Consider the following 1,422-nt stretch of genomic DNA (forward strand, 5'->3'; position numbering starts at 1 on the left):
GCAAGGACGTGGTCAACGACGGCAAGGGCATGCGGGTGCGCGCGCCCAACATCACGCCGGCGCCGGGCAGCGCGGTCGAGCGCTACACGGTGGCCGACTGGGTGCGCACCGTGCGCCACGGCGTGAAGCCCGACGGCCGCCCGGCGATCGTGATGCCGAGCGAGGACTACAACCGGCTCACCGATGCCGACCTCGGCGCGCTGATCGCCTGGCTGCGGCAGATGCCGCTCGCGAGCGGCGGCCCCGCGCTGATCGAGTTCCCGCTGCCGGTGAAGGCGCTGTATGCCGCCGGCGTGATCCATGACGCGGCCGAGATCATCGACCACGCGCTGCCGCCGTCGCAGCCGGTGCCCGAGGCACCGACCGCCGTGCACGGGGCCTACGTCGCGAACGCCTGCATCGGCTGCCACGGCGCCGGCTTGTCGGGCGGGCGCATCCCCGGTGCGCCGCCCGAGTGGCCGGCCGCCGCGAACCTGACGCCGGGCGACGGCAGCGCGATGGCGCCCTACGCCGATGCAGGCGCGTTCGTCCAGATGCTGCGCAGCGGCCGGCGCCCCGACGGCACTGCGATCAGCCGCGTGATGCCGTTCGAGTCGCTGCAGGCGCTGAACGACACCGATGCGCAGGCGCTGTACCTGCACCTCAAGGGCCTCGCGCCGCGAACCGCCGGCAACCGCTGAAGCCCTCCTCATTTCTCACCAAGGGACACCGATGATGAAATCATTCACCCATGGCCTGGCGGCCCTGCTCGCCGGCCTGGCCCTCGCCGCGTGCGGCGGCGATTCGAACGATGGCGGCAACAGCCCGCCGCCGGCCACTGCCAGCGTCACCGGCCACGTCGTCGACATGGACAGCGACCAGGCCGTCGCCAACGCCACCGTCACGGCCGGCAGCGCGAGCACGAAGACCGCCGGCGACGGCAGCTTCACGCTGAACGGCGTCGCGCCGGCCGAGCGCGTGACCGTCAAGGTCGAGGCCACCCAGCACGGCGCGAACGTCGCCGTTGTCAAACTCACCGCCAGCAGCACGGCCGACATCCGCGTGCGCCTGCTGAAGCTCGCCGCGCCGCAGGCCTTCGACGCCGCGGCCAGCGCCGTCATCGGCAACGCCGCCGGCACCGCGCAGGTGGTGCTGCCCGCCGCCAGCCTGGTCGACGCCGAGACCGGCGCGCCCGCGGCCGGCACCGTGTCGGTCAGCGTCACGCCGGTCGACCCGGCGCGCGACCCCGAACGCATGCCCGGCGGCTACACCACGTTGCAGAACGGCAGCGTGCGCGCGATCGAGAGCTTCGGTGCCGTCAAGGTCGACCTGCGCGATGCCGAGGGCCGGCGCCTGAACCTGAAACCCGGCAGCCAGGCCACCGTGCGCATCCCGTTGTCGACGCGCTCGCCGAACCCGCCCGCCAGCGTGCCGCTGTGGCAC

The 1,422-nt window shown here is 73.6% G+C and carries 2 protein-coding genes; both read left to right on the top strand.

Annotated features, from left to right (window positions below; genetic code table 11):
* Positions 1-680 (top strand): c-type cytochrome (locus tag AC1D01_RS34555; protein WP_477874005.1); only part of this gene is annotated, 680 nt, incomplete at its 5' end.
* A 34-nt stretch (positions 681-714) separates the two neighbouring features.
* Positions 715-1,422, top strand: a 708-nt coding sequence (locus AC1D01_RS34560) for a carboxypeptidase-like regulatory domain-containing protein (protein ID WP_477874007.1), incomplete at its 3' end; no start/stop codon positions are given.

The sequence above is a fragment of the Rhizobacter sp. P3_B12 genome, assembly GCF_056402895.1.